The sequence below is a fragment of the Pantoea sp. ACRSB genome (assembly GCF_022346905.1).
Classification (GTDB): Bacteria; Pseudomonadota; Gammaproteobacteria; order Enterobacterales; family Enterobacteriaceae; genus Pantoea; species Pantoea piersonii.
In genome coordinates this window covers 208,519-234,469 of the sequence record NZ_JAKRNL010000004.1, presented here as the reverse complement: position 1 = coordinate 234,469, position 25,951 = coordinate 208,519, and the positions used below count along the sequence as shown (strand labels likewise).

25 protein-coding genes and 2 pseudogenes are annotated in these 25,951 nt (G+C 52.0%); 14 read left to right on the top strand and 13 right to left on the bottom strand.

Annotated features, from left to right (window positions below; all coding sequences use genetic code 11):
* Nucleotides 1-16: 16 nt before the first annotated feature.
* The 4 genes from MHZ89_RS14350 to MHZ89_RS14335 form a co-directional block, all read right to left on the bottom strand.
* Nucleotides 17-748: a YetF domain-containing protein gene (locus MHZ89_RS14350; protein ID WP_311783556.1), complete on the bottom strand. Its 732-nt coding sequence runs from the start codon at nt 746-748 to the stop codon at nt 17-19.
* 6 nt (nt 749-754) lie between these two features.
* Nucleotides 755-1,447 carry a YetF domain-containing protein gene (locus MHZ89_RS14345; protein WP_311783555.1) on the bottom strand — a complete coding sequence of 231 codons (693 nt, stop codon included), beginning with the start codon at nt 1,445-1,447 and terminating at the stop codon, nt 755-757.
* Between the two features lie 243 nt (nt 1,448-1,690).
* Complete coding sequence (locus MHZ89_RS14340; protein WP_311783554.1) at nt 1,691-3,184, bottom strand: alpha/beta hydrolase; 1,494 nt, start codon at nt 3,182-3,184, stop codon at nt 1,691-1,693.
* A 73-nt stretch (nt 3,185-3,257) separates the two neighbouring features.
* The gene (locus tag MHZ89_RS14335; protein WP_311783553.1) at nt 3,258-4,433 is read right to left on the bottom strand and encodes a YbfB/YjiJ family MFS transporter; all 1,176 of its coding nucleotides are present in this window, start codon (nt 4,431-4,433) and stop codon (nt 3,258-3,260) included.
* A 114-nt stretch (nt 4,434-4,547) separates the two neighbouring features.
* Here MHZ89_RS14335 and MHZ89_RS14330 point away from each other — a divergent pair, with 114 nt between their 5' ends.
* Nucleotides 4,548-5,321, top strand: a complete 774-nt coding sequence (locus tag MHZ89_RS14330) for a helix-turn-helix transcriptional regulator (RefSeq protein WP_311783552.1) — start codon at nt 4,548-4,550, stop codon at nt 5,319-5,321.
* Nucleotides 5,322-5,685: 364 nt separating this feature from the next.
* On the top strand, nt 5,686-5,964 hold the full coding sequence (locus MHZ89_RS14325) for a hypothetical protein (protein ID WP_311783551.1): 279 nt from the start codon (nt 5,686-5,688) through the stop codon (nt 5,962-5,964).
* Nucleotides 5,965-6,105: 141 nt separating this feature from the next.
* On the opposite strand, the pseudogene MHZ89_RS14320 reads toward MHZ89_RS14325, so the two are convergent.
* A pseudogene (locus tag MHZ89_RS14320) lies at nt 6,106-6,413 on the bottom strand (hypothetical protein).
* 111 nt (nt 6,414-6,524) lie between these two features.
* On the opposite strand from MHZ89_RS14320, the gene MHZ89_RS14315 reads away from it, so the two are divergent.
* Nucleotides 6,525-6,806 carry a VF530 family protein gene (locus MHZ89_RS14315; RefSeq protein WP_311783550.1) on the top strand — a complete coding sequence of 94 codons (282 nt, stop codon included), beginning with the start codon at nt 6,525-6,527 and terminating at the stop codon, nt 6,804-6,806.
* A gap of 215 nt (nt 6,807-7,021) precedes the next feature.
* Here MHZ89_RS14315 and MHZ89_RS14310 read toward each other — a convergent pair whose 3' ends face one another.
* The 3 genes from MHZ89_RS14310 to MHZ89_RS14300 all read right to left on the bottom strand — a co-directional run bounded on the left by MHZ89_RS14310 (nt 7,022) and on the right by MHZ89_RS14300 (nt 10,471).
* Nucleotides 7,022-8,212: an L-dopachrome tautomerase-related protein gene (locus MHZ89_RS14310; RefSeq protein WP_311783549.1), complete on the bottom strand. Its 1,191-nt coding sequence runs from the start codon at nt 8,210-8,212 to the stop codon at nt 7,022-7,024.
* 326 nt (nt 8,213-8,538) lie between these two features.
* Entirely contained in the window at nt 8,539-8,748 is a 210-nt protein-coding gene (locus MHZ89_RS14305) for a YdgH/BhsA/McbA-like domain containing protein (RefSeq protein WP_311783548.1), read from the bottom strand.
* A 271-nt stretch (nt 8,749-9,019) separates the two neighbouring features.
* Nucleotides 9,020-10,471, bottom strand: a complete 1,452-nt coding sequence (locus tag MHZ89_RS14300) for a flagellin (protein WP_311783547.1) — start codon at nt 10,469-10,471, stop codon at nt 9,020-9,022.
* 434 nt (nt 10,472-10,905) lie between these two features.
* Here MHZ89_RS14300 and MHZ89_RS14295 point away from each other — a divergent pair, with 434 nt between their 5' ends.
* Genes MHZ89_RS14295 through MHZ89_RS14275 form a run of 5 tightly spaced genes read left to right on the top strand, consistent with a single transcriptional unit; the run spans nt 10,906 to nt 14,351 of the window.
* A complete protein-coding gene (locus MHZ89_RS14295; protein ID WP_311783546.1) occupies nt 10,906-11,964 on the top strand; it encodes a catalase family peroxidase in 1,059 nt (352 codons plus the stop codon).
* Nucleotides 11,961-12,500 carry a cytochrome b/b6 domain-containing protein gene (locus tag MHZ89_RS14290; RefSeq protein ID WP_311783545.1) on the top strand — a complete coding sequence of 180 codons (540 nt, stop codon included), beginning with the start codon at nt 11,961-11,963 and terminating at the stop codon, nt 12,498-12,500. Before MHZ89_RS14295 ends, MHZ89_RS14290 begins: the two co-directional genes overlap by 4 nt.
* A 9-nt stretch (nt 12,501-12,509) precedes the next feature.
* Nucleotides 12,510-13,019: an RNA polymerase sigma factor gene (locus tag MHZ89_RS14285; protein WP_311783544.1), complete on the top strand. Its 510-nt coding sequence runs from the start codon at nt 12,510-12,512 to the stop codon at nt 13,017-13,019.
* Nucleotides 13,016-13,753 carry an anti-sigma factor gene (locus tag MHZ89_RS14280; protein ID WP_311783543.1) on the top strand — a complete coding sequence of 246 codons (738 nt, stop codon included), beginning with the start codon at nt 13,016-13,018 and terminating at the stop codon, nt 13,751-13,753. The genes MHZ89_RS14285 and MHZ89_RS14280 overlap by 4 nt, the downstream gene beginning before the upstream one ends.
* 40 nt (nt 13,754-13,793) lie before the next feature.
* Nucleotides 13,794-14,351: a hypothetical protein gene (locus tag MHZ89_RS14275; protein WP_311783542.1), complete on the top strand. Its 558-nt coding sequence runs from the start codon at nt 13,794-13,796 to the stop codon at nt 14,349-14,351.
* Nucleotides 14,352-14,907: 556 nt separating this feature from the next.
* On the opposite strand, the gene MHZ89_RS14270 is transcribed toward MHZ89_RS14275, so the two are convergent.
* The 3 genes from MHZ89_RS14270 to MHZ89_RS14260 all read right to left on the bottom strand — a co-directional run bounded on the left by MHZ89_RS14270 (nt 14,908) and on the right by MHZ89_RS14260 (nt 17,723).
* Complete coding sequence (locus MHZ89_RS14270) at nt 14,908-15,177, bottom strand: MarR family transcriptional regulator (protein WP_311783541.1); 270 nt, start codon at nt 15,175-15,177, stop codon at nt 14,908-14,910.
* A 385-nt stretch (nt 15,178-15,562) separates the two neighbouring features.
* Entirely contained in the window at nt 15,563-16,696 is a 1,134-nt protein-coding gene (locus tag MHZ89_RS14265) for an aminotransferase (protein WP_311783540.1), read from the bottom strand.
* A 1-nt stretch (nt 16,697) separates the two neighbouring features.
* Nucleotides 16,698-17,723: an NAD(P)-binding domain-containing protein gene (locus tag MHZ89_RS14260; protein WP_311783539.1), complete on the bottom strand. Its 1,026-nt coding sequence runs from the start codon at nt 17,721-17,723 to the stop codon at nt 16,698-16,700.
* A 228-nt stretch (nt 17,724-17,951) separates the two neighbouring features.
* On the opposite strand from MHZ89_RS14260, the gene MHZ89_RS14255 reads away from it, so the two are divergent.
* From MHZ89_RS14255 to MHZ89_RS14230, 6 genes and pseudogenes are all read left to right on the top strand, one after another.
* Nucleotides 17,952-18,578, top strand: a complete 627-nt coding sequence (locus MHZ89_RS14255) for a PAS domain-containing protein (RefSeq protein WP_311783538.1) — start codon at nt 17,952-17,954, stop codon at nt 18,576-18,578.
* A gap of 862 nt (nt 18,579-19,440) precedes the next feature.
* On the top strand, nt 19,441-19,818 hold the full coding sequence (locus tag MHZ89_RS14250; protein WP_311783537.1) for a hypothetical protein: 378 nt from the start codon (nt 19,441-19,443) through the stop codon (nt 19,816-19,818).
* A gap of 593 nt (nt 19,819-20,411) precedes the next feature.
* Complete coding sequence (locus MHZ89_RS14245) at nt 20,412-21,230, top strand: AraC family transcriptional regulator (RefSeq protein ID WP_311783536.1); 819 nt, start codon at nt 20,412-20,414, stop codon at nt 21,228-21,230.
* Nucleotides 21,231-21,305: 75 nt separating this feature from the next.
* Entirely contained in the window at nt 21,306-21,668 is a 363-nt protein-coding gene (locus MHZ89_RS14240; RefSeq protein ID WP_311783535.1) for a cupin domain-containing protein, read from the top strand.
* 217 nt (nt 21,669-21,885) lie between these two features.
* Nucleotides 21,886-22,284, top strand: a complete 399-nt coding sequence (fos, locus tag MHZ89_RS14235; protein ID WP_311783534.1) for a fosfomycin resistance glutathione transferase — start codon at nt 21,886-21,888, stop codon at nt 22,282-22,284.
* Nucleotides 22,285-22,544: 260 nt separating this feature from the next.
* Nucleotides 22,545-22,700 (top strand): annotated as a pseudogene (locus tag MHZ89_RS14230) (VOC family protein); the annotation flags it as partial.
* Nucleotides 22,701-22,801: 101 nt separating this feature from the next.
* On the opposite strand, the gene MHZ89_RS14225 reads toward MHZ89_RS14230, so the two are convergent.
* A complete protein-coding gene (locus MHZ89_RS14225) occupies nt 22,802-23,677 on the bottom strand; it encodes a permease (RefSeq protein ID WP_311783533.1) in 876 nt (291 codons plus the stop codon).
* Nucleotides 23,674-25,122, bottom strand: coding sequence for an FAD/NAD(P)-binding protein (locus MHZ89_RS14220; protein WP_311783532.1), 1,449 nt, complete (start codon nt 25,120-25,122; stop codon nt 23,674-23,676). Before MHZ89_RS14220 ends, MHZ89_RS14225 begins: the two co-directional genes overlap by 4 nt.
* Nucleotides 25,123-25,951 lie beyond the last annotated feature (829 nt).

Here is a 25,951-nt window from a genome sequence, read left to right as displayed (position 1 = left end):
TCAGCGTTGCCCTTCTCTACGCCGCCGTATCGTCATTCTGCGCTTCCCGCGATCGCTCCTGATAGAGCTTATCGGTGCCCAGTCGTTTAACGGCGCGCTCCCAGTGCGAATGCCGACAGTAGCGGCACGCCTCTTCCGGCGCTGAGCGCTGCTCAATAACATAACCGCAGTTGCCGCAGGCGTATCTGTTATCTACTAGGATACGCTGGTCAAACTCTTTGCTTTGACCCGGCAGGATCCACAGTCCGGCGCGCGGCTGACGATAGCGCAGCAGGCTGACGCGTCCAGATGGCTCCAGCCAGGCGCGCCGCACTTCGCCGAGATGCTGAATATCCAGCGCGCGCAGTTCGGAAAAAATGCGCGCGCGGGAAAGCTCTGCGTGACGCAAATGCTCCTGCGCCAGCCTGCCGTCCTGCACCAGCATCGTGGCGTCGCCCTGACTGAGGATCTCCATCTTATGCGAGCGAGAAGTGAGCCAGGAGAGCAGGCGAAAGCAGCCCACCAGCGTTACCAGCAGCACGACCGTCGGCAGAATGCCCTTTTCCGGGGTTTGCAGCGGCGCGCCGATGGCGGCACCGAGCATCACCATAATCGCCAGCTCTACAATGCTGAGCTGACCGGCAAACCGGCGTCCCATAAGCCGCAGCACAATCAGCAGCGCCAGATAGATAATGACAAAACGCAGCAGCACTTCGAAAGCAAAGCTCCAGGGTGCTTCGCCAATCAGCCACTTATGCAGCATCTCCATAAAAGGTCAGTCCTCCAGCGTAATGGATGCGGGCGCCCACTGCCTGGCTTCGCAGCTGCGACAGTTTTCCTCAAATCCCGCGCGTTCAAGCTGGCCGCAGCGCGTGCAGACGCAGTGTTCGCTGTCACGCATCGCCTCGCGCAGGTCGCTGTCCCTTTCAGGAACAATAGCCAGACCGGCACCCGGCGTATCGCTCCATACCAGCGTCAGGGCGCCCGAAGGCTCAATATAGACCCGGCTTAGCTGACCTAACTGCTGCACGCCGCGTCCGCGCAGCAGCGAAAAAAGTTTTTCACGCGACAGCGCGGTGGACTGCAACGAATCAAGATCGAGCCGGCCTTCGCTCAGCGCCACGCTGGCACGTCCCGTTAAGAGCTGATCCAGGCGACGGTTACGCACGCTGAGCATGCCGAGAAGATGCTGCAACGCGACGATGCCGCCCACGATCAGCAACGGTGGCAGCAGGCCGCGTTTTTCATCCAGCAGCGGAACCCCGATGGTGCCTGCCAGCGCGATCACGGCTGAAAGTTCAATCAGCGTATATTGCGAGGCGACGCGCCTGCCCAGCAGACGCATAGCGAGAATAATCAGCACAAAAAACAGAATGGCGCGGCCAACAACTTCCAGTAAAAAAATGGGCGGCGTCTGCCCTATAAAAATGCGCGTTAAATCGGACAGAAAGATCTCATCTTGCTTCATCAAAACGTCCTCAGCGAACCAGCAGAATGATGAGTATAAACGCTTTTTTTAACCTGCCTCTGTGGTTGCCTTTCAGAGATATCGGCAGAACGTTGCGCCCCTCACAGCGAAAACAGGCCCCGTTACGCTATGCTTAAGCAGTAACACACAGCAACGTGTTGCCTACGAAATCAAGAATCTAAAGACACTCTCTGCTGCCCGCCTTGCGCGGGCTTTTTTGTCTGGCGGATGGCTCGCCGCTTGTTACCGGCCGATACAGGCGAGGTAATCCGCCGCGCTGCTGCAGGCAATATGCGCATTTACGCGCGCCATCATGTCGCTGAAAAATGGGTTAGAAGTAGCTCGCATAAAGGTCTCCGGCCCTACCGTCAGGCTGTCGGTTTCTCCGCGCAGCGAGATAATGCCCAGCGAGATGCCATAGCGGTTCGGCTCGTCGGGCTGTTCGCCATAGAGCGAGTCGCTCAAAGGGAAAGGCACAGCGATATGCGACAAAGAGAACATATCCTGCGGCCATGACAGGCTTAACGGTTCTGCCCGCTCTGCCACCTCACCCGCCGGGAGTGTGCGCGCAACAGCCTCGTAAGTGTCAGGCGTCCGGTTAGTTATCACCACGCTACGCCAGGCGCGCGGCGCGGCAGGCAGCAGACGATTGACCGCCGTAGTGAGAGGCGCGCGGAATAACGCGCTCATGTTAGCGGCCTGGTTGATATCGAAGATCACCAGCGCGCTGCCGTTGCGCGGCAGATAGCGATAGAGCGCATCGACAACCGCGCGGGTGCTGACCGTGGCGTCCATGACCGACTGAAAGGTAAGAACAGGCGCAAGCGCGGCAAGCTGCCCACGCTTTGACGCCTGCGCAATTTGCGTCTGCAACGACTGCGTCAGCAGCCAGGACTGACGCGCGGCGTTGACGGGAAAAGAATTATATTTAAAAGGGTTATACTCAGGGAGAACATTAAGCCAGGCCGCTCTGGCAAAGGCGGGAAACAGCGCGGGCCAGCCTGCAATTCCGGCAAAGCGGGCGTAGCCGGTAACGCCGATCATCGGCGACAGCAAAACGATCTGCTGCGGCGCGCGCAGCTGGCGATCGCTCAGGCTATCCAGGGCATACTTCATCGCCAGCGCGCCGCCGTTTGAGTAGCCCACCAGATGGAGCGGCCGTTGCGCTCCCGCCAGGCGGGTCGCTTCCCGCACAGCCAGCCGGGTCGCCGCCATCCAGCTCTGCCAGCTTACCGCCGTCAGCGATCCCGGCGCGGTACCATGTCCCGGAAGACGCGGCGCAACGGCGACAAACCCACGCTGCCGATAATCTTCTGCGAGGTAGCGCACGCTATAGGGCGAATCGGTAAGGCCATGCAGCAGCACTACCGCGCCGCGAATTTCACCTTTGGGCATCAGAACAAACGAACGATTCCAGTCGGTCTGGAAATGCGCCGGATAGACTGCGCTGCCTGGATAAAAGCGGTTCAGGGCATTTTTATCACTCTCGCCCAGCGCATCGTTAAGGTTAACTTTCATATCCTGAAAGATGCGATCTTCCTGCCGCTGGTAATCGGCAAAGCTGGCGCTGTCCATCTCAGCGGGCGTCATCTCATCAGCAACCCAGCTGTGCCAGAGATGCAGCGGCGGCCCCTGCTCCGACTGATAAATCCGACCGATGAAAAAAACCAGCAGCAGAACGGCTATGCCGATAGCGGCTCGTCTGGCCAGCGTTACGATAGTGTGAGTGCGCGCCATCTGATTGTCCCTTTTTCAACTGACGCCGATTCTGCAGCAGAAGCCGCCGCACAACCAGAGTCGCGCCTCTTTTTTAGCGTTTAATCGCGACGGCCACCATAAGCCCGCCGAATGCCAGGCCAGCCGCAGCCAGCAGCAGCGCAGGATGCAGCGAGTGAAACAGCGTTACGCTTGCCGATGACACCAGCGGGCCGACCAGCTGACCAGTCGCATAGCCTGAGGTCAGCACCGCCACGGTTCGCGCGATGGCGCCCTGAGAGATATCGCGCGCAAGGCGCATGGTGAGCTGCATTATCGAGAGAAAGCCCAGGCCGGTCAGCAAGGTGGCGATAAGCAGTCCTTTCACATCCTGAAATATCACCACGCTGGCGACGCCCATCGCCTGCACGATCATCGCAGCCGCCAGCGCATGCTGGGTATTCAGGCGTGAAGCAAAGGCGATAACCAGTAAAACACCCGCCACCGCAGCGAGGCCGAACAGCGGCCAGAAGAGCGCCGCCTGATTGCCGCTGGTAAAAAAGCTATGTGCCATCTGGGATAGAAAGGTCGCGGGTAAAATATAACCAAAACCCGCCAGACTATAGGCTGCCAGCAGATATCTCAGGTTGCGGCTGAACGGCTCCGCCTTAGTCGGCCGGGCTGAGGTGGGCAGGCTGCGCGGCAGGCGGCTAAAAATAAGCAGCGCGGCGGCGGCGGCCGTCAGCCCGTAGACAAGCCAGGCCTGCGAAGCGTGCATGCCGCACGCGGCAATGCCCCATGCCAGCAGACCGGTTAACGTAATGCCGACGCCGGGGCCGGTAAAAACCGCAGCCGAAAGCCTGGGCGCCTGATGCGTCGCCAGCGTCAGCTGCGTCCACGAGGTGACGATAATCAGCGCCCATGCGCCGCCCACGCCGGAAATAAAGCGAAACAGAGACTGCAAAACAAAATTACCGGTCGTGGCAGAAAGTAGCGTCACCATAACCGTCGTCGCCAGACCCGCCTTTAAATAAGCCGCATGATGTTTTTTTAAACGGCTGACGTGAAGCGCCCCCAGTAAATAGCCGATATAGTTCATCGCCGCCACAATGCCTGCGCTAGAGAGCGTTAACGTCCCTTCTCTTATCATCAGCGGGATCTGCGGCGTTAAAGAAAAGCGGCCAATTCCCATCACGGCAACCAGCGTCAGAATGCCGGTCAGCAGCGTGCCGATGGCGCCCGGTGGTCGAGGGTTAAAATGTTCCTGCTCAGATAAATGCTGGATCGACATATTTTGCTTTTTACTCGCTAAGTCACTTAATCTTGCGGCCATAATAAAACCGCAGGGCTTAGCCAAAAATGGGGCGAATTATCCTATGACCAGAGGTCATACCCAGGAGTACAAATGACGCGCAATGAAAATGTGAAAAACTTTCTGGTTCATCATCGCGCGCGTGTTAATCCGGAAGATTACGGGTTCAGCAACCGTCATCGCCGCGTGCCGGGCCTGCGCAGAGAAGAGGTCGCTCAGCTCGCCGCCGTCAGCGTCAGCTGGTACACCTGGCTGGAACAGGGCCGCGACATTCGCATCTCCTCTGCGGCTCTGCAGCGTATTGGCAAGGTGCTGCAACTTTCCCCCACTGAGCAGGATTATCTCGACGCCCTGATTTTCGGTAAGAAGAACACGCCAGCGATTAATGCGGTTATTCCACGCGAGGTAACGGCTATGGCCGATGCCCTGTCGCCGCATCCCGCTTTTATTCGCCGCGCCAATATGGATATTCTTTACTGGAATGAGGCAGCCCGCACCCAGGTATTTGACTGGTCAACCATTCCTGAAAATGACCGCAATTCTCTGAAGCTGCTTTTTATTAACGATGGGTATAAAGAAAAAATCTATGACTGGGAACAGGCGGCCAGACACAGTATTGCCGCATTCCGCGCCTATTACGCCGCCAGCAATCATAGCGAAGAGTTTGAAAAAGTGATCCGGGATCTTACCGCGCGCAGCGAACTCTTCCGCACAATGTGGCACGTTCAGAACGTCAATAAAGTCGGCGCTGGAAATAAAGCGATCATCGATAACGACGGAAAGATAAATTATTACACCTATACCGCGCTGGAGGTAGAAAGTGCGCCGGGAGTGTTCCTCATTTTCTATCTTGCGCGCGACGCATAACGTCTCGCTTTTTCTACAGAAAAAATACGCTGCTGCACGCGCCCGATGCGGTTAACTGCGTTTTCGGGCCGTCGCTTGAAAATGTGCGCAGCGACACAAATGCTTTTCTGAAATCATCCATAGTTAAAGGTTTAATAAAAAAGAAAGGCATTATTAATAATAGCTCCCGTATCTGGTAAATAACCCACCCTCTCATATACTCATATTATGCCGAGGGGTGTGACAATTAACCTGCTGGCAAAAAATTCGGCCTTTGCATTATTGAGATCTGACGGGGAGCTTTCCGATGCGTAATAATAAGTTACCGCTGTTGATCGCCCTTTTTCTCTTATGCGGCTGCCAGGTAACGCCGCAGGAGACAAGAATGAAATCCGCTGATTTTAATCAGGTTAGCGATAAAAGCGCCGGACAGTTAAGCGAATGCATTTATCGCGGCTGGTCTTCTACCGAGGTGGTGCAGAAAGATAATACTACGCACCTTGAGCATGAGAATGAACGGGTGTCGGTGTATACCTGGGAAGACTCGATGTTCGCAGATATCTATACGCGGCGGGGTGGATCGGAGGTGCGCTTTTATAAAACCTTTAGTATGGGGCCGGAAGTGCTCGCTGACCGGAGCCGAATCGTAAAACGCTGCGCCTGACAGGTGCGCTTATCCCCGGACGCGTTGTTAACATGCGGGTCTGAATAAGATGCGCGCTTATTCAGACTCGCTATTTCAGTACCCTTTCGCCTCAGCCAGATTTACGCAGCCCAGGCTTTTAACGGCCCGTTCGGGGCAGCGCTAGCGACGACCTTTGATGACAGAGGCCTTCCAGCTAAAGTCGCTGACTTCGCTCTCTTTCATCGCTTCAGGTTTCTTTCTGCGCGTCGGCGCTTTTTTAGCTTTATCCGCGCGGGCTTTCTTTTAGCCAGCTTAACGCTCATAATCTGCTGCCTGGCTTCAGCGGTAAACTCTTTCTCTTTCTTTGCGTCAGGCTCTTTACCGGTGCGCTGGCGATACTTCTCTGTTAAACCCTTTAACACGCCTTCAACCGCCAGCCGCTCGTCCGCGTCGAACTGGTCGATGGAGATCATCTTTTTATCGTTCATAACGTACCGTCCTGAGTGAATTCGCAGCGATGAGTGTACTCTGAATAGCCATTGATTGCTGCTGCTTCGGCTTTCTTGTAACCTTCGCGCTCTATATAAAGAGGAGTTTTCATGAGCGATCACCGCGCTAAAGACCCGCTACACGGCGTCACGCTGGAGATGCAGGTAAATGCGTTAGTTACGCGCTTTGGCTGGCCTGAACTGAGCAGGCGGATCAATATCAACTGCTTTAAGAATGATCCAAGCGTTAAATCCAGTCTGAAATTCTTGCGCCGCACGCCCTGGGCGCGCGCCGAAGTTGAAGCGCTTTATCTGGATTCGCTGGATAAGCCCACGGCCGAAAAAAACAGCGAGCCTGCGTTTAATCCCTGGACTGCCGGGCGGGATAAGTAAAAACGTCCCGTCATCAATAAGCCAGACCGCGTCGGGCCGACCCTGTGCGCCTGAAAAAATATGTCAATATTGCTGGCGGGCTGCTGCTTATGGTGATTTCAGTGAAAAGCCTGTTTCACTAAATTCACGCTTATCCGCGTCGCGGGCTATTATTCAGGCTCACTGGCTTCGCGCGGGTGAGACCAATAACAGGGGCCAGCGGCCCCTGCTCTCTGTTAGCGCGTCGGTGCTGGTGAGGCCTTAATCTTCACCCGTAACAGGGCATAGGGTTTCTGTCGCAGATCTTTCCCGCCGTGGAAGCCAGGCTGACGGTTCAGCTGGTTTACGGTGAAGTAGAGATAGCCATCCGGCCCGACCGACAGCGTATCCGGCCAGAGAATTTCCGGGCCATGCGCAAGGGTGGTCCACTGACCGCCGACGCTCAGTTTGCGGATAGCATTGCGCTCATAGTCTCCCGCATAAACCGCGCCGCTGGCATCGCTTTCCAGGCCGTCAGACGCGCCCTTTTCACCTAAATCTTTTACCGCTGCGGAGAGCTGCGCTTCTGTTACCTGCGGATCGCGCAGCAGTGCGGTTGGCACCGCATAAAGATGACGACTGGAAAGCGGGCTGAAGAAGAGGGTTTTACCGTCCGGGGAGAGAGCGATGCCGTCGGAAGCCACGCTGAACGGCGCGGTTGTGCCGTCCGCATGGCGTTGCAGCAGGGTCTCACCCTCTACGACCGGCGAAAAGCCAGGCTCAGGCGAGGTTGAGCGATCGCCCTCCAGCCGACGCACCGCCTTGCCGCTCTCAAGATCGATGACGATAATCGCGCCGGTACCGGAGAGTGATGAGTCGGTAACATAGGCCACGCCTGCTTTACCGATGCGGAAGTCAAAGCGCATATCATTCACATAGGTCGCGGGCCTGATCGCCTCTGCTGGAAAGATAACGGTTTTTTCAATCTGGTTAGTTTTCAGATTCACCGCCACCAGCTTTGCTCCGCCTGCGACAGGCTGCGAGAAACCCGGCGCGGCGGTATCCAGTATCCACACTCTTCCCTGACCATCCGCCACGACGCTCTGCACGCTCAGCAGATGCGAACCAGGCTCGGCGTTATCTGCCCGGTTTACCGCCGCATTCGGGTAGGGAACCAGACGGTTATCCTTCACTTCCGCGACGGTAAAAGGAACGTCATCCCCCCAGCGCGGGAAGTTGACGAAGATACGGCCCTCTCGGGTAACGGTAACGCCGGTAGGCATGGCGCCGTTAAAGGTTGCCACCACCTCTGGCTTACCGATAGCGCGGTCCTGCGCCAGCTGCTCGAACGCCAGCGGGCTGCTGGAGTGCGTCGCTGCGGCGACGTTTCCGACAGCCAGCGCGACAGAGAGCGCCACTGCGGTTTTCAGTATTTTTGTTGTACGCATTTTTCATCCCAGTAGTGAATTGCACCGATCAGCGGGCTGCTGCGGTTTCGTTACCGGAAGACTACGGGAGCTTTATGCGCGGAAAAACGGGGAGGCGACATCAACACTTTCACTCGGCGAGTGAAAATCGCGGCGGACGACTATCGCTCAGGGCAGGAAAAAAGGAAAAGAGAGAAAGCGGCTAAAGGGTGTTTTGGCTGGATGGACGCAGAGATAATTCAGTAACGACGAGACATTTAGTGAGGCGCCTTATACATCGGGAGCAATCAAAGCCTGTAATGAGAAAAGGCCATCTGAAATATGGCCTTTTTCACTCGGTGCCGTTTCTATTTAAATAATTCTGCCGTCATATGTACCTGATTCCCGGCGTAACTTTCGGTGATTTTATATGTGGAATCTGCCTGTTTCGCCTGCTGGGCAATACGCGCTTCAGCCTCATCCAGCGTTGAACCCGTTGCGGTAATAGTTTGCGCAAAGCTGCCGAAGGATGCAGATGACAGCATAGCGACGATCAGGGCGGATTTTACGGTTTTCATGGCTTCGTTTCCTTATAGGAGGGTTTTAAATTTTTCGCTTCGTTTATCAGGGCCGCCTTTCATCCGGCTGCCTTGCGTGAGAGAAAGAATAAGAGAGGAAGCGTTAGCGAAACAGCGGGTTCAGGAACAAAGAGTTTCACTTGAAAAGTGCAGATACGCCGTTGCGTAATAGTCATGAAGAGCGGGAGTAAACCATCCCTGGTTATACGGAGGAGAGAGCAGAGGACATGTAAAACTGGCGTGACGGAAAGTAAACGGCAGGAAAAAAGCGTTAGCTACGCAGCAGCGCCAGCACCATATCCGGCGTCTGATTGGCGATCTTCATCACCGCGTTTTGACCTTGTTGCAAAATCTGCGCCTGGGCCAGGCGGCTCGCTTCCTGAGCGTAATCCGCATCCTGAATGCGGCTGCGCGCCGACTGCGTGTCGATGCTCTGCTGCGCCAGAACCGTTTTATTCGATTCATAACGGTTGATCTTTGCACCGTACTGGGAGCGATAAGCGCTGACTTTATCCAGCGCCGCATCCAGCGCTTTCATCGTGACGGAGATATCGCCGCTGGTTAACAGCGTCGTATTCCTGAGGCCCAGCGTTTTCAAATCAGTCGGCGTTGGCTCAATGGTATCAGTCTGCATCTGCTGACCGAAATCAGCGCTGGTCACCACGTCAAACGGCCGGCTCTGCTTCGGCGGATCCGCTGGCATAGTGGTCGGTTCCGGCAGCACGCCCCAGGTGAGCTGGCTGGTAAAGGAACCATTACCGACCACCACCACAATCAGATCTTCGGTGACGTTATCCAGGCTAATCCGCTCCAGCGGATTACTGAGTATGGTGCCGTTGTTATAGTCGCCGGTGGTTTTGTCTTCGTAACGATCCCCATCGCCGCTGTAGCTGATGTTCATACCGTTATAATTCATTGAGGCGCTGCCGTTCAGCGCCCAGCTCGCCCCGCCCTGAAGCAGCTGCGAATCGTCATAGGTAGCGCCGCTGGCGAAGCCGTTAGCGCTGGTCAACAGCGAGGCGGTCGCGGTCGCGTCATCGGTAATCCCCTTGCTTACCCAGGTGTAGTCGGGATCGCTGCCGTTGATCGGCGTGCCCACCAGATGTTTACCGTCGCGCGTGAACAGCTGAAGGTCGTCATCCTGATTCAGCGAGTCGATGCTGATGGTAATGTGGGTGGAGCCAGCAGGGATATAGGCCAGCGGCACCACGCCGGAGGTAAAGGAGTAACTCTGGCCCGCTACGGGAAACTTGTTTTTGATCGGCTGTACGTTGCCCAACAGCGCCGGAGGCAGATCGGGATCCTCAGTAGCCAGCGGATACTGACCAAAAACCTCCGTTTGCTCGGAAATATCTGTGATGCCTGCCAGGATCTGCTGATACTCAGTATTAACGCTGGCGCGGTCAGCATCAGAGAGCGTGCCGTTGGCGGCCTGGATCGCCAGGCTTTTCGCGCGGATAAGCATATCGCTGACGGTGCCTAAACTGCCTTCTGCGGTTTGCGCATAGCTGATGGCGTCGCTCAGCCCACGCGAAACCGCGCTGTCCGCCTTGACGTTAGCCGTCATGCGGTTAGCGGTCGCCTGTCCCGCTGCGTCATCTTTTGCGCTGTTGATACGTGAACCTGATGAGAGCCTTTCGATAACCTCATCCAGCACTGACGCGCTTTTATTCATTGATTTACTTGCCAGCGCGGCATATTCGTTGTGGTTGATTGTTAACATTGCCGATACATACCTCATGGAAACTGTATGATTTATCGGCGCGGCTGAAGGCGGCTTTAGCCGTGAGCCCTGTAGAAACGCAGCCTGGCGGCCCGTTTGCGTTTAAGTCGCTGATCGAAAATTGGTTTAAGTTGCAAAATAATTACAGCTTTTTTACCGCAGAGTGGCTCTGGGTGATTATTCAGGCGGGAGAGCGGTTTCGGGTTGCAGCAGAAGCGGAGAGCGCCTTGCCTCACTCTCCACCCCTCTGCCGCTCTTACTTCAACAACTTTTGCCGGCGAATCTGTTGACCGACAAGAGCGTTTACTGAACATCTGTAAAAATAACGACTTACCGCTTGCCCGCTGACATTGCATAAAAAATTATCTGGCAACGGGAATAAGCTGCTCGCTGGTTCGTTTTATCTGCTCTTAGCACACAGATGAGCCCATAACATGTTGCACTCCTCACTTTCACTCAGGCATAAACTGGCACGCCTTTTACTGGTTGCTGCCGTTCCGCTGGCATTGATACTTCTGTTTTTATGGGCCGGTGGCTGGCTGGCGCCGCAGCGCCTCTCCGCCGATAAGCTTGTTGGCGCTCTGGAGCAGTCTGGCGGAAAACATCCGGGCTACCGCCGCAATCATGCCAAAGGCGTATGCGTGGTGGGCAATTTTATTTCCAGCGGTAACGCCAGCGGCCTCTCACGCGCAGCGCTCTTTGCGCAGGGGATCAGTACGCCGGTGACGGGGCGATTCGCGATTGCTGGCGGTAACCCGGACGCTCCTGATTATGCCGTTCCTGTTCGCAGTATGGCGCTGCTGTTTCAGCTGGCAGATGGAGAGCAATGGCGCACCGGGATGAATGCTATTCCGTTTTTCCCGGTGTCGACGGTGCAGGGATTTTATGACCAGCAGATAGCCTCGCGACCCGACCCTGCGACAGGAAAACCCAGCCCGGCAAATATAAAAGACCTTATTCATAAGCATCCGGAAATCGCCCCGTTTTTGAGCTGGGCAAAACAGTACGAGCCTTCCTCCAGCTGGGGCAGCGATCGGTTCAATAGCCTTAACGCCTTCTTCTTTGTCGATAAAGGGAATAATAAACATCTGGTTCGGTGGAGTATGGTGCCACGCACGCCGCGTCAGCCAATAACGGCTACCGAGAAGAAGGATAAAAACTTTCTGCAGGCAGATCTGCAACAGCGCCTGGAGAGTGCGCCGCTGGAATGGGATTTAATTATCACTTTAGCCAGCGCAGGCGATCCCGAGGACGATGCATCCAAAGCCTGGCCCGCTGACCGGCAGACAATCAATGCCGGAACGCTCCGCATAGAGCGTGCGGTGCCGCAGCAGCAGGGAGCATGTAATGATATCAATTACGACCCTCTGATTTTGCCAGATGGCATAACCGGCTCCAGCGATCCGCTTCTTAATGGCCGTTCCGCTGCCTATGCCAAATCTTACAATCTTCGCACTCGCGAGCAGTCTGAACAGTCAGGACACGCATTATGAAACAGGTTACGCATTTTCATCCCGCGCTGCGCGTGGTGCACTGGTTAATGGCGATCGCAATTCTGACCATGTTGTTTATTGGCGTTGCTATGGTATCCACTGTTTCTTCGCTGCACGCGCTGATGGTCTCTCTTCATAAGCCGCTGGGTCTGATGATATTGCTGCTGGTGTTAGTACGCTTATGGTTGCGTTTCTTTACCGCAACGCCAGCCTTGCCCCGCTCGATTCCGGGCTGGCAGCGCGCGCTGGCTCACCTTTCACACTGGGCTTTATATGCGATGATGCTGGCTCAGCCCCTGATTGGCTGGGCGATGCTCTCCGCAGCTGGCTACCCGATAACCATTGGCAGCGGCATAGTCTTACCCCCCATACTGCCCATCAATAACGATGCCTATGCTCTGTTACGCTCACTGCATACGCTCGTGGCCTTGTTGCTGTTTGTGACCATTGTGGGACATCTGGCGGCGGCATTGCTGCATGCGCTGATCTTTCGTGACGGTGTGTTTGAGAGTATGACCGGGCATCGCAAACGATGAGGGGCGGCTATGTCATATCTGACTGATGATGAAATTCGGGAATTGATGCCGCATTTGCAGCGCTTTGCACTATGGCTCACCCGCAATCCGCACAGTGCCGATGACCTGGTGCAGAGCTGCCTGATTAAAGCCTTAACCCACAGGCCGGATAACATCCATGCGCAGAGCATGCGTACATGGTTGTTTTCCATTCTTTATCGGCAGTTTATTGATGGGGAGCGGCGGCAAAAACGTTATCGGGCTATTCTGGCCTTTTTTACGGGCGAAGAGTCTCCTGGCCCCTCTGTCGAAGCGATGGCGATTGCTGACGATACGCTGGCGCTGTTCGCTACGCTGCCGACCGACTATCGCGCCGTAATGTTACTGGTGAGCGTGGAGGGACTCAGCTACAAAGAGGCCGCTATAACACTCGATATCCCGCTGGGAACAGTTATGTCCCGTCTTTCACGGGGGCGGAAAATGTTATATGAGAAATCAGAAGGTAAGGTAAGTCCGATGTCATTGAGGAGGCTAAAATGATACCCGATGAAGAGCATCTGCACGCCTGGATGGATGGCGAGCTGGATGAGGCGACTGCGCAGCAGGTAGAACATTATCTGGCGAAAAACCCCCAGGTTGCTGCGCAGATGCGGGAAATGCGTGATGATACGCAGCGTTTACGCCAGGCAATGAACCGGCAGCCACTGAACATGAATAGTGTCAACCCCCACTATTTTCGCCGCCGTGTGCGACAGCAGCGGCAACGAAAAGTGGCGTTGGCCTGCCTGTTTATTCTGTCACTCAGCGTCGGCGGATTCACCGGCTGGCAACTTAAAGATGCACAACTGTCAGCGCCTCTGCCAATGGAAGACGCCGTTCAGGCTTATAAGCTGTTTGGCGATGAGACAGAACTCCCGCTTGACGTTAACGCCAGTCAACACTCAGAGCTGGCAAGCTGGGTCACTCGCTATTTTATTCGCGGTGCCCTGCCGCCCAATCTTGAACACTATGGCTTCAAACCGCTCGGCGCCCGGCTGATGGCGACCGCTCAGGGTCCCGCTGCTTTAGTGATGTATCAGGATCCGCGCGGTATCCGGGTTGCATGGTATATCCGGCCGCTCAGCCAGGTTCAAATATCGCAGGGAGAACGCCAGGCAGAAGATGTCATGGCACAATACTGGAGCGATGCGCACTATAACTATGCCCTGGTGACACCGCTAAAAGCACCTGAAGCGAACAATGTTCGCAAAGCGGTTTTTCCAAAACTGAGTTAGCTTCCAGGCGGAACAGATTGTCACAGTGAAAGGAAAGACTGTGCCGCATAGCTCTGCGAGCGGGCAACAAGATACGATTCCTGATATGAAGCCAAAGATGAGCAACAACTTAAAGCGTGTACTGATAATGGGAAACAGCGGTTCAGGCAAAAGCTGGCTGGCAGCACGCTTAACTGAGCTGACAAACCTGCCTGTTACTGATTTAGACACCCTCAACTGGGAGTCAGCAGGCTATGGCAAAGCCCGGAAAAAAGTCTATGTGCTCAATGATGTTCAGGCGATAGCGAACCAGGATCGCTGGATCATCGAGGGCATATATGGCTGGATTGCTGCCCCTGTCGCTTTGTATGCCACGAAGGTTATATGGCTGACGCCTGATTCAAACGAGTGTGTTGAAAACATCAAAGCAAGGGGGATAAGAAATAACGGTTCACCTGAAGAATTTGCAGCGTTGCTGGAATGGGCGTCTTCATATGAAACAAGAACCGGGTCAAGCAGCTATGAGGGCCATCTAAAGGTTTTTTCTAAAGCACGCCCTGAAAGTCAGGTCAAACTCACCAGCCGCGAAGATATGCACCATTTTCTTCTTCAACGGTGATTTAGTCAGCTTTGTAAACGCCTGCTTTTCGCTTACAGCGGGCCTTGCCCCTGCGTCAGGCTGCCTGGTGCCAGAAGCCATAAATATTATCCCGCAGCGTTAAAGCTGCGGCCGTTTTTTTCATTTGTGTCATGCTGTTCAACGTAAAATATTTACGCTTTTTCTGCTCATGCAAAAGAGGGGTGGCTCTAATGTTCAATGCTGGTTTGGAATAAGGAGAGGCCATCGGCGAATTTCAGGGCGAACCACTTGCTCACGCCAGCCTCTCCTCCCTTGAATACGAATCACTGATGCAAAAATATGGCTTTCATTTAATCGAGCATATCGTTGAAGACAAGCAAGGTAATAGCCGCACAATATGGCTTGCGACGAAATCTGCTCACTGAGCGCCATCCGGCCGGAAAACAGTACGGTAAACAGCGCGCCGCATATTCTTACTGGCCTTATAGCTTACGACTTGCTGATAAAGCTTCGCTATCCCGATAATACCTTTCCCTGCAGAAAAGGTTTCCTTAGTAGATAGTCATCCTGATGGCTGGACAGAAACTATAAAAGTTTATATGGGTGAGCTAATGAGCGTTCGGAAAAGTGTGATAAGTGACTGCCCTTTGTCGCCAAGCTGCATGAAAAACTCCTTATCTGTTGTTTCTACAACCTGGGCTGCTTGTGCAGCAAGAGTATGACCAGCTTCAGACACCATAATAATTTTGGAACGAGTATCTTCTGGGTGTGGGACACGTTGAATATAATCATGTTTTTCGAGTGCCCGAACTACCTGAGAAACCGTCATCGTATCACTGCCCGTTAGCTGCGATAACCAGCCCATTCCATCAGACCAGGGCCTTCAGGCCCAAACCCCGGAGGGATTCGGCGGAGCTTAGCAGCACGGCCAGTTAGCGCACCAGGACTGACGGCCCCGAAGGGAGCCATCAGGCTTCTGATACCAGTGTCCGCCATGTGCCAAAAGCGGACATTTGATAATTTTTATGAACACCTATCCCTGATGCCAGGTGGGCTCCGTAACCAGACGGATATTTTGAGGAACGTCAGCATGCAGAGCCTGCGTCACGCCAGGGACCAGCAATACAGACAGTACGATACCTCTGACTTTCATACCCAGCTCCGGTTACCAGTCATCCTGTTTAAAAGCCCCGCCGGAATGGCGGCGGAGGGTCGCTCCGCCGGTAGGGGTGACCAGGGCGGAGTGTTTTTTACCGGCTTTCTTCCGAAAGCTCCCGGATAAATCGACTGACCAGAGTCAGACCCTGCTTCATAACCTCACTGTTATTAGCAAAACCTATGCGCACATACCCTTCCATATCCATCGCCTCGCCTGGCGTAAACATGACGCCGTAACGCTCCAGCAGGCGGATACAAAAATCCCGGGAGCTGACCGGCAGATCGTACTTCAGCAAGGCCGTCGTGCCGGCGAGGGGCTTAATATAGCTGACCAGAGGTTCATTCCTGACCCACGCATCCAGCGTTTCAAGATTATCACGTAACATTTTCCGGTTACGGGCCAGTATTTTGTCTCGATTCTCAAGCGCCAGTGACGCAAAATAGTCATCCAGAACGCCCACGCTGATCGTGTTGTAATCCCGATGGATTTCAACTTCCTTCAGCAATGCAGCGGGACCGGCGATCCAGCCCAGACGCAAACCGGCCAGTGAGTATGTTTTAGACATGCTGGCCGTACTGATGCCTTTTTCATACAGGTCCGCCATCGCCACAGTGTAATTTTCCCCGTCCTGATTAGTGCCGCGATACACTTCATCGCAGAGCAGCCAGGCTCCTGCAGAGCGCGCTACTTCCACAATTTCATTCAGCAACGCTTCATCTATCAGCGCTCCGGTCGGATTGTTAGGATTGTTAATGGCAATGAGCTTCGTTTTATGGTCAATAAGAGATTTCAGCTCTGCCAGATCCGGCAGAAAGTTATTCTCCTTGCGGAGCGGTAAAATTTTTACATCGGCACCGTAACTCGCCGGAATGGAATAATGCTGCTGGTAAGTCGGCAGAACTGAAATTACTGTGTCGCCCGGTTCAACGAGAGTTTCATAAATGAGGGCATTGGCCCCGATGGCACCATGCGCGATAAGAATGTTTTCGACTGACTGTGAGCTGTACTGCCCAGAGATAAGCTGGCGCAAACGCTCCGAACCTTTAATATGCCCGTAAGTCATTTTTATGCTCAGCATCTCATCCAGAACCTCACGGGTTTTTCCCGACATGTCCAGCAACTGCTGCATGGTCAGGGATTCTACGCAGGTCTCTGCAAGATTATATTTGCAGTGGTTTTCCCACTCATTCATCCACTGCTCTACGCCAAACGGTCTGATTTTCATCTTAACTATCCTGTTTTTTTAAGTAAGAGAGCACGCTGTCTGCAATGGCGACATCTTCCAGTCCCAGCCCCAGGGATCGGAAAAACACATGCCGTTTGTAAAATGGCCTGATAGCGTTTCCTGTAACCAGTTCCGGCAAGTCTCCCCGGATATTCCCGGCGGTCCAGCTGGTTTCACGGGCTGCAATCACCATTTCACCTGCATGAGCAGGGGTGGTCTGGCGATAATCACAGTAAACATCCATTTCCTGCAGTGCCTGAGGGGACACCTCGTGCGCACCCGGCGCGTTCGTGCTGATGGACGTAATCAGGCAGGGGCGGGTCAGCTGCTTCACATCAATCACCGGCGTTGCCGAGGAGGTGCACAGCATCAGAACATCTGTATCTTTTGCCGCTTCTTCTGCACTTCCGCAGAATTTCAGCAGCCCCTCTGGCAATCCGGCCTCACTCCCGATTGACTCTGCTGACTGTGGGCCGCTCCGGCTCCAGACCCGGATTTCTTTCCAGTTGCGCAGCGTCAGAACATGACGGAGATGTGCGCGGGCAACGGGACCCGTGCCGATGATGGTCAGTATCTTTGCATCTTCGGGAGCCAGCAGCTCAACAGCCAGGGCCGTCGTTGCCGCCGTTCGCTCTGTTGTCAGCAGTGAAGCGTCGCACAGCATTAATGGCATACCATCTGCAGTGGACATCAGCAGCGTCCAGGCGGTAATTACTGGCCTCTGCTCTGTCACAAGATAAGGCGATATTTTTGCACCGAGCAGCTGACGGGACATGTCCACACCAAAATAGTTGATGAAGTCTCCCCGGCTATCAGGCAGGAGAACGACCTTCTGCGCTGGCTGTACGGCCTGTCCGTGCGCAAGGCTCATAAAAACGCGGCGCATCGCTTCTCTGACATTAATATGCCTGAGGATGTCCGCGGTCTGCTCCGCGGTAATCACGGGAATACCTGTAGGATGCATATGCTTTCCTGTCGGGCCTGCAAAATAGCTGGCTTGTGATATGATGTGAACTAAAAAGTACATTATGCACTTTTAGTTTACAAGGCAATTTTGTCAGGCAGGCCAGCCATAGCAGATGATGGTCTCTGGCTGCATGGTATGGTTTCGTCATTGCTTCAGCGATACAGTCTCCGGGCCGCAGCCCTGAACACCTGGTGAGGCAGCCTGCTGCAGGCGTAACGTGATAAAATACGCGCCTGTAAAAGCAGCAGGATACAAATGTGCCTGAACGGCACTGAATGAGGATATGAAATGGTAAAGAAGCCCGGTCTGGAGAATGCACAACTGCACTTGCTGAAGTCAGTTGCAGACGGTATTGCCGCGCTTTTCTTTCCCTGCGTGGAAGTCGTCATCCATGATGTTGAAGCCGGCACAGTAGCCTACATTGCTAATAACCTGTCAAAGCGCAAGCCGGGCGATGATGCCGGCCTGGACGATTTACAGCAGGATGCACTGGCACCCGTAACGGGCCCTTATGAAAAGCTAAACTGGGACGGAAAAAAAATGCGCTCCGTTACGATCGCAACGGGGGATGATAAGACACCTGGCTACCTGCTGTGCATCAACCTCAGTACAGCCGTATTTGAAGAGGCCAGAAACGCTCTTGAAATGTTTCTATCAGTCACGCGCCTTCAGCCTCAGCCAGAACAACTTTTTCGGGATGACTGGCAGGAAAATATCAATACCTTTCTTCATGAGTGGATACGGCGGGAAAATACCTCTCTCAGCGCGCTCACGAGAGAGCAGAAAAAAAAGCTGGTCCAGAGCCTGCATCTGGAAGGCGCATTTCGCGCAAAAAATGCAGCTGATTATATTGCCGGCGTGCTGTCACTGGGCCGCACAACTGTCTATAAATATCTTCGAGAAATTAAAGAGTAATAATCATCAAAGACTATTGATAAACATTTATCCTGCATGTGATTTTTTCGGATCATGTGTAATCCTGACGCTTACTTGAACGTCCGCTTTTCGCTCAGAGCGGACATTGGCCTGCGTGTCAGTCCATTGTGTGCCAAAATCGGACGTATATAACATAACGGGGAGTAGGTCGAAACGGTCTTTCAAATGTAAGCAACTCACTATAAATGGAGATCTGAAACAGTCATTTCGTTTCGCTAAACTCAGAATGCAGGTCACCAATGCGCTTACATTTTTCAACACAGGACGTTATGAGTGCATACCATAGACCATCTTCCGGGCCCGTTAGAATCAGGCGTAGTCCCTTTATTTCTGCAGGGCCGCTCACTGTCCATCGTGCCTTGCAATTTTGTTCCGGCAGTGAAATTTCTGCCACCCGAGTTTACATGCATGTTAGCCATACCCAAAATATGATTTCTGCGTAACAGACGTTTGTGATAAACGCTTCAGGATGAAAAAAAACTTGTCATTCTGTTTAAACCAGATAGTAAATAAAAAAGCCGCTTGTTATAGATCAAAAAACTGACTGATGGCCGCTTAAGCCAAACTTGATCTGGATCAATAATAAATATTATTTCTTTATGGTTTGTAATTTGAATAAAAAATCCTGCAGGCATAGTCTGGTGTTAACTTCATGAATTGAGGTTTATTTATGCATCCTTTACCATTTAATGTGAATTTTTATAAGCGTACCAGGTAGCAAAGAGTTAGCATAGATGTTAACAAAGCCGTCACTCACCTGTTTTTATTTATTTACTTTTTACAATAATACAGACTGCTATTTTGTTATAAATTTCTCCTTTATCTATATCGAGGAGATAATATGGAATGGTATTTACTGGAGACACTTATTAGTCCCGAATCCGACACATCCTTTTCATTAATTGTGAACAACAGAAACATTCACCGTATTGTCTGGCATGAGTACGATGCTGACTTACTTCCGGGAAAAGATATCCTTTTAAGTAAGGGTAAATTCATGTTCAAAGGAAAAGAAACGATTAAGTTAATCAGAACGTTAAAGATGCAGTTTTACACTCAGAACGTCTGGAGTTCTCTGAAAGCCTATACAGGCTGCGAGAAGTACTTGAAAGAAGGTTACTGTATCTATGCGCAGCGTTGTGCCATTAAAACCTGCCCAAGACAATTTCACCCAGATAATACAGGTCATTACAACGATAAAAATCCGCCATACCATTAAAGCCGGTTATTGTCGCTGCGACATAAATTCGGTTTTTTATGTGATTATTTTAAGGGTTAAACTTAAATTATACCAAACTCATCGCCGGATTTTTTTCAGCAATTCATGATTTTTAACCGGATAAATGCTCTGCCAGCCCGTCAGTCCCCTCTGGTTTGCCGAAACCTGAGTTTCGCAACCCGGGCTGGTTCCGTCTCTTCAAAAAAGCACCAATTTTTCCACGTCTTGTAGTTCTTTACCTGCTGATATATGCCATTAACCAGCGTCGATTTATGCTCTTGAAAATAAGTTATCTCGATTAGGCCACTGTTATTCAAAAGGCTTTCTTTCACTACCTGTGATGCAACAACGCAATTGCCAGACGGACAGTTCCCGGGCTTAGGCCCGCTTAGTGCCATAAGCGAACCTCAGTACAGAGGTTACGCTTTGTATTAAACATAGCCCTGGACTGAAAAAGGTTACTGGCAGTTTCTGAAGTGTCAGACAGAACGATGATGAATGAGAGGCAGATATGCATTCATCAGCTTCTTTCAAAAGTGTGCCCGGAAAGGTTATGTTGAGGATTCACCTTTAACCATTAAAAGGTCTTCCACATGACGAGGACACAAAAAAATAAAGACTGGGTCAGAGTTGCACACGCACCGGGAAAAATAGAACGCCTGGAAGCCTATTTCAGTGGGTATGGCTATGAACCCCATCGTCATGATACCTACGCGATTGGCAGGACTCTGTCAGGGGTGCAAAGTTTTCGTTATCGCGACGGTAAAAAACATAGTCTGCCAGGCGGCACCATAGTCTTACATCCGGATGAAATCCATGATGGAGAGGCAGGAACGACCGAAGGATTCCAGTATCGGATGTTATATATCGATCCTGCATTGATTCAGAAAATTTTAGGCGGAAAACCGCTACCCTTCATTCACGGCGGGCTTTCAGCTGACCCCCGTCTGTTTGCCGCTACCGAACCACTCTTGAAAGCGCCAGAAGATTCTATTGATACGCTTGAAGAAGAGGATGCACTTTACGATCTTGCCCGGACCCTTGCTGTCGTGGCAGGCCAAGATTTTCGTCGGTGCCTTGTGGATTATCAGTCTGTAGATCGCGCTCGCCAATATATCCAGTCTGAATTCAGCCAGAACATTACGCTGGATACGTTATCCACCGTCAGTGGCAAAGATCGCTGGAGCCTGAGCCGGGATTTTCGAACACTTTTCGGAACCAGTCCTTATCGCTATGTCACCATGCGCCGCCTCGCATACTGTCGACATCTGATTCAGTCGGGTCTGTCACTTGCGGAGTCTGCTCTGGAGGCAGGGTTCTCAGATCAGAGTCATATGACACGCCAGTTTATAAAAGCTTACGGCATTTCACCGGGCCGCTGGCAAACCTTTATTCAACAACACCGTACCTGAGTTGCACGATCGTTCAAGATCGGCAAAGCGACATTATTTATCTTTGACGTTTCTTAGCTATCAAGGAATGTCACCATGTATTCACCAATAAATCTGGAACAAAAATTCTCTCTTTTTGAAGCTCACTGGCAGCCAAAAGTCATCGCGCAGATGAACGACTACCAGTTTAAGATCGTAAAAATAGCGGGTGACTTTATCTGGCACTCGCATCCTGAAACTGATGAAGCCTTTATCGTGGCAGAGGGTGTGTTGCGTATTGATTTTCGCGATGGCCATGTCCTCGTCAGTCCAGGAGAAATTTACATTGTACCGAAAGGCGTTGAACATAAAACCTCATCTGAGACGACGGTAAAAATGATGATGATTGAACCCTGTGGAATCCTGAATACCGGACATGAAGGTGGGGAACGCACCGCAGAAAACGATACCTGGATCTGACCTGAGGTGATTTCAAGCCAGCCTGACAGGCTGGCTTGAAAGAGGAGAACATGAAACTGTATCAGTTTTACTCCATACCCTTTCGGGCTTACAGGTTTTCTTTTCACTCATTGCGGACGCTGACCTGCACCAGTCCGCTTTGTGCCAGTAGCGGACGTTGCGCAGTAGTTCTTTGTGGTAACTTGTTATCTCCTGCATCCTGCTTAAGAGACAGTAAATGCTTACCGGACTGAACCACATAACAATCGCTGTAAACGATATTTCTACAAGTTTTGATTTTTACGTAAAGACGCTAGGTTTTACCCCTAAGGCCAGATGGGCTTCTGGAGCTTACCTTTGTCAGGGTGATTTGTGGCTGTGTCTTTCTGTTGATGAGGTTTCTCCTCGGCAGGATTACACTCATTACGCATTTAGCATCCGAAGCGAGGATTTTGATATTTTTTCTAAGCACCTGAAATCTTTAGGCATTACGGAATGGAAATCAAACAAGAGTGAAGGCAAGTCCATCTATCTTTTGGATCCGGATGGACATAAGCTGGAAATTCATGACGGTGATTTAAACAGTCGCCTTAGTGCATGTCTGAACCACCCTTATAAAGATATGGTGTTTTTTTAAAGGCTTGAATGAAGCTAAAAATAGTGATTGGTAAATCAAAGATCGACAAAGTTAATCCAGTTACTTCATGGCACTACTACTCAGATGCATTTTAAGGCTTGATGTCCGCTGTTCGCTCATAGCAGACCTTGCACCGCGCATGTCTGCTTTATGCCAGAAGCAGACGTTATTATTCTGGGCTCATCAATACAGGTGGTAACCTTCGATTGTTTTGTAAATTTGTTCCCGGGCAGTTGTGTCTGAAACCTGATTGAGCAGAAATGAGAAGGCAAAAACGATGTATAGGTTACGTGGCCATCGTGTTCGACGGCAATGTCTGTGGGAACGATTACTACACCAGCCAACTGAGCTTTACGCTGGCAGAAGACACGCCGCAGCCGGGCAAGCGCTGGGTGGTGGTGACACCGAACCCGGAGATAAGCCCGTCTTGCGCGGGGAATGATTACCCCGCGCTATTCAGAAAAAATTACACAGTAAGATTGATCAGGAGAGTTGCCTGATACGGATATTACTGAGGTTACCACCAGCCCTGGGCTCTCAGGAAAATAACGGATGCAGCATACAGGCCTATCGCAACAATACTGATGCAGGTAGCACAGGTGATGATTTTTGCCGACTCGCCGGTGCCTGAATAGTGCGTCTCCAGGACGATAATATTGGCGGCGGGCGGCAGCAGACAAAACAGATAGAGCGTTGCCGCATTATCGGCTATCAGCCTGTAGTGCAGGAGGCTGGCGAGGCCGACTAACAATGAAATAAGCAGGCCCATGACGCCAGATTTGATGATGAATGACCAAATCTCACGTCGGAGATCGCCGGCTGAGATCGTTGTTCTGGACAGCCAGATACCCAGCACCGCCATTCCCAAAAAACTCATCAAAAATTTTGCAACATCATAAAGGCCATCACACCAGCGCGTAACTTCGTGACTGAAGGGAATTAGCGCCGTACCTGCAATCAATGCCAGCACCGGAGGCGTCCTGAGCAGGCCTGCCAGGTTTAATTTACTCCCTGAGAGCATGCCTGCTCCTAACGAGTTACCTATGATCGAGCTGCCGACATAAGCCGCGATGATAATGGTCGCGGCATCGTTACCAAATAATGCGCTGCCGACAGGCAGTCCCAGCCATCCGATGTTGAGATAGCTGAAACACAGGCTTCTGACGGGATCGCGCATAATTAAACGACAGGCTGCCAGCAGGATAAGCATACATATTGCCGTAGCGATGATGATGGTACTCATGCTGCTGAACCGGGTAGATATGTTGAATACAATGACAACCGGTATCGCAATACGCGTTAATATCCACGATGCCGACCTTTTAAGATCCATCGCGGTTTTGCCAGCAAGCCAGCCTGCCAGGAGGTAGATAAGGGGGAAAAAAATGGTCACAGCGTTTCCTTTGCATTCGATGAGCTGAACGCTACAGCCCAGTGTTTTGCCCAGCTCTCCGCACAGCGCGCATTGAACCAGAAGGCATTGGTAGAGAAGAGGCTGCCTTTACTGAGTGGACCAATATTGAAGAGGCCGGGTATGTTGCGGTTATCGACCCTGCACTGAAAAGTCAGAGGATCGACATTTATGCCGCCGCAGGGGTGTTCCTCAATCAGCGACTGGCTCATCAGGTTCATCAACAGCGGTTGTGTCATTTCTCTGATATTAAGCCTGCCGCCGGTCGCATCCCACATGTGACGAAACGAAAGCGTTCCTGACTGAGTTTTCAGCAAAAATTTATCGTCGCTGTACCCTGGCGCTGCCGTTGCCTGATGAAATCTCACCCTGCCCTGAACTGATGCTTCGATTAGTTCGCTGAAAACTTCCTGCGGCACAGGATGGCGCCATGCTGCCCATACTGCGCCATAATGTTTCATAAAGCGCAGCTTCTGAGCTGTATCAAAGGCGTTCCAGAGTTTATGCATATAGGGTCGGGTAGAAACCAGAACGTCTTGCCAGGGCAGATTGCTTTTCTCAGCGCGCGCCAGCAGCATGCGGAGATAGTCTGTCTGCCGTCCTTTCCGCAGAAGCTCCATCGCAGGTCTGAACTCCTCTCTGTTTCGAAGCAGATTAAATTCCTGACGAAGCAGACGGGAGAACACACGGAGCATATCTTCACTGTCTGCGCTGGCAGACATAATATTTCGCCACGTCAGATGAACCGGCGTATATCTGTTACTTTCTGTCAGACAGGTAGGGATATATCCGTTACGGGAACAGAGATGGATATCCGTATCGCTTTTGTCAAATGCATAACGAAATGCATCAACAGCCGTAAGGCCGCTTCCGGCGATCAGTAGCGGGTCTGCAGTCGACTGATCAAACTGAGCGTAATGCGAAATGAAGCCGGGTTTATCTTCAAAAGCAGGAAATGCTCCGGCAGATACTGAGCCCATACACATGACAACGTTGCGGGCGCAGACAGTGTTGCCACTCTCATCGCACAACGTAAATCCTGTCTCGCATCTGCGAATACTTATCACACTATGGTGATACTCATTAATATGCAGAATTCCGGCCTGCTTTATGTCCCGGTATGTCTGGCGAATGAAATCTGAATATCTGAGACGGGCTGGCCAGCGGTCATTTGAATTAAACCGGGACTGCAGCCACTGACCAAACTGATCCGGCTCGGTGGGCGTAACAGACATCATACCGGGCGGGGTATTGACCTTGTGCATGGCATCCGCATCCCCAAAGGCTTTTCCTCTGGCAAAGCTTGAGGAAGGGTTGAATACGGCAAATTTCGGCCGGACAGCTCCGACCTTATACACTTCATCCTGGGCCTGGCTGAGGAGACTGGTGCAGGTTGCTCCCAACCCCACGACTGCAACGTCATACATGATCAAAACATCCTGTTAATCATACGAGGCGCTTATATAACTATAACTGTGGAGAAAGGTAAACACGCTTCAACTAATGTAAATCAGGTTAAACATATAATGTAACATTATGATATTTTTATTATTTTATTGTGAGCAAAAACTATCACTTATGCAGCCAGAGCATTTCAGCAGTTATCACTCCCCTCCAAATAATAAGTTAATTTATTACATCACTTATGTTTCACCCATATATCGGGCTAAGTGGGCCAGGTCATCCCGCACCATTGATCACACTGTAATAGCCAGAAGTAAGCAGGCTCCCGCTCAGTCAGAGAGAGCATAACGAGCATCAGGTGAACACAGGGAATAAGATGGTAGTCCGCAGAACCCGGAGTCTGCCCCCACGTCTTACTCTTGGGGGTTCCGTTCAGTGCCCGAATTGCGGTCGCAGTCAGGAAACAGAATTCGTCACTGACGAATCCGATGAAAAAGAAGAGATATCAGCGATCAATAGTGCCCGGCGCGCCCCGATACGATTTATTTACTCTATAGCTTTTAATAGGTCTAATTATTCGTGCTGTGATTAGTATCGAATGGTTCTAAGTCTGGTTTTCGCTCACAGTGGCTTAACTGGAACAGGATGCCTGTCGCCGTTACCCTCCCCTGTACTTCTCCGGAATCGCATAGTCTGTATCAGGTATTACGTTAACGTCACGGCGTAGCGTTTTACTCACCTTGCACTTTTATCCCTCCACCAGCCGCTGAGCGAGTTACAGACCCCAGTGTGCTGCAGTTATCCTGAAAAACATGTACCAGTCCGCTTTGTGCCAGAAGCGGACCTTGCGTG

Coding starts and splice junctions, on each gene's coding strand:
- MHZ89_RS14335 (WP_311783553.1), bottom strand. CDS start 4,433: ATGTCGATCCAGCATTTATCTGAGCAGGAACATTTTAACCCTCGACCA.
- MHZ89_RS14330 (WP_311783552.1), top strand. CDS start 4,548: ATGACGCGCAATGAAAATGTGAAAAACTTTCTGGTTCATCATCGCGCG.
- MHZ89_RS14325 (WP_311783551.1), top strand. CDS start 5,686: ATGAAATCCGCTGATTTTAATCAGGTTAGCGATAAAAGCGCCGGACAG.
- fos (WP_311783534.1), top strand. CDS start 21,886: ATGCTTACCGGACTGAACCACATAACAATCGCTGTAAACGATATTTCT.
- MHZ89_RS14245 (WP_311783536.1), top strand. CDS start 20,412: ATGACGAGGACACAAAAAAATAAAGACTGGGTCAGAGTTGCACACGCA.
- MHZ89_RS14220 (WP_311783532.1), bottom strand. CDS start 25,122: ATGTATGACGTTGCAGTCGTGGGGTTGGGAGCAACCTGCACCAGTCTC.
- MHZ89_RS14310 (WP_311783549.1), bottom strand. CDS start 8,212: ATGCGTACAACAAAAATACTGAAAACCGCAGTGGCGCTCTCTGTCGCG.
- MHZ89_RS14340 (WP_311783554.1), bottom strand. CDS start 3,184: ATGGCGCGCACTCACACTATCGTAACGCTGGCCAGACGAGCCGCTATC.
- MHZ89_RS14255 (WP_311783538.1), top strand. CDS start 17,952: ATGGTAAAGAAGCCCGGTCTGGAGAATGCACAACTGCACTTGCTGAAG.
- MHZ89_RS14290 (WP_311783545.1), top strand. CDS start 11,961: ATGAAACAGGTTACGCATTTTCATCCCGCGCTGCGCGTGGTGCACTGG.
- MHZ89_RS14270 (WP_311783541.1), bottom strand. CDS start 15,177: ATGGGCTGGTTATCGCAGCTAACGGGCAGTGATACGATGACGGTTTCT.
- MHZ89_RS14280 (WP_311783543.1), top strand. CDS start 13,016: ATGATACCCGATGAAGAGCATCTGCACGCCTGGATGGATGGCGAGCTG.
- MHZ89_RS14240 (WP_311783535.1), top strand. CDS start 21,306: ATGTATTCACCAATAAATCTGGAACAAAAATTCTCTCTTTTTGAAGCT.
- MHZ89_RS14295 (WP_311783546.1), top strand. CDS start 10,906: ATGTTGCACTCCTCACTTTCACTCAGGCATAAACTGGCACGCCTTTTA.
- MHZ89_RS14285 (WP_311783544.1), top strand. CDS start 12,510: ATGTCATATCTGACTGATGATGAAATTCGGGAATTGATGCCGCATTTG.
- MHZ89_RS14260 (WP_311783539.1), bottom strand. CDS start 17,723: ATGTACTTTTTAGTTCACATCATATCACAAGCCAGCTATTTTGCAGGC.
- MHZ89_RS14305 (WP_311783548.1), bottom strand. CDS start 8,748: ATGAAAACCGTAAAATCCGCCCTGATCGTCGCTATGCTGTCATCTGCA.
- MHZ89_RS14300 (WP_311783547.1), bottom strand. CDS start 10,471: ATGTTAACAATCAACCACAACGAATATGCCGCGCTGGCAAGTAAATCA.
- MHZ89_RS14250 (WP_311783537.1), top strand. CDS start 19,441: ATGGAATGGTATTTACTGGAGACACTTATTAGTCCCGAATCCGACACA.
- MHZ89_RS14265 (WP_311783540.1), bottom strand. CDS start 16,696: ATGAAAATCAGACCGTTTGGCGTAGAGCAGTGGATGAATGAGTGGGAA.
- MHZ89_RS14315 (WP_311783550.1), top strand. CDS start 6,525: ATGAGCGATCACCGCGCTAAAGACCCGCTACACGGCGTCACGCTGGAG.
- MHZ89_RS14345 (WP_311783555.1), bottom strand. CDS start 1,447: ATGAAGCAAGATGAGATCTTTCTGTCCGATTTAACGCGCATTTTTATA.
- MHZ89_RS14350 (WP_311783556.1), bottom strand. CDS start 748: ATGGAGATGCTGCATAAGTGGCTGATTGGCGAAGCACCCTGGAGCTTT.